This is a genomic window from Pedococcus sp. P1_H8, from assembly GCF_056405175.1.
The window spans coordinates 1-626 of the sequence record NZ_JBFUCP010000056.1 but is presented as its reverse complement, the minus strand read 5'-3'; the positions used below and the strand labels follow the sequence as shown (position 1 = coordinate 626).

At 63.4% G+C, this 626-nt stretch carries 1 protein-coding gene; it reads right to left on the bottom strand.

The features are described 5' to 3' along the window. A partial coding sequence (locus AC1DYG_RS18790; RefSeq protein WP_477641389.1) for an amino acid permease occupies positions 1-423 on the bottom strand: 423 nt, incomplete at its 3' end. Positions 424-626 lie beyond the last annotated feature (203 nt).

The following is a 626-nucleotide window of genomic DNA, read 5'->3' as shown; positions in this document are numbered from 1 at the left end:
GAGCAGGTTGATCGCGCCGATGAAGAAGATGATGGACAGCACCCAGATCCACCGCGGCACGTCGGGGAACCAGAAGCCCATGTAGACGCCGAATGCGGTCACGTCGGCGAGGCACACCACGATCATTTCGAAGGTGTACGTCCAGCCGGTCATGAATCCGGCGAGCGGCCCCAGGTGCTTGCTCGCGTACTCTCCGAACGAACCCGACACGGGATTGCTCACGGCCATCTCGCCGAGCGCGCGCAGCCCGATGTAGATCGCCGCACCACCGATGAGGTAGGCGAGCAACACCGACGGACCCGCCCGGTTGATTGCTTCCGCCGATCCGTAAAATAGTCCGGTCCCGATGGCCGAACCCAAGGCGATGAACCTGATGTGGCGTGCTGTCAGACCTCGGGTCAGGGCCGCGGCGGTGTCTTTCACAATCGATCTCCCTGGACTGTGCTGGTGGATCCGGCCGGGCCGGCCCCTCGCGCTGTGCGGCGAGTCACACCATCGCGATATGTATAGTCCTGTATATACAGCTTCGTCAAGGGTTCGCCGCCACTCAATTCGGTCGAGTACCGGTAACCCGCCGGCGGTCGACCACTCGGCGAGCGAGTCGGGATACCCGACCTGCCGCACGT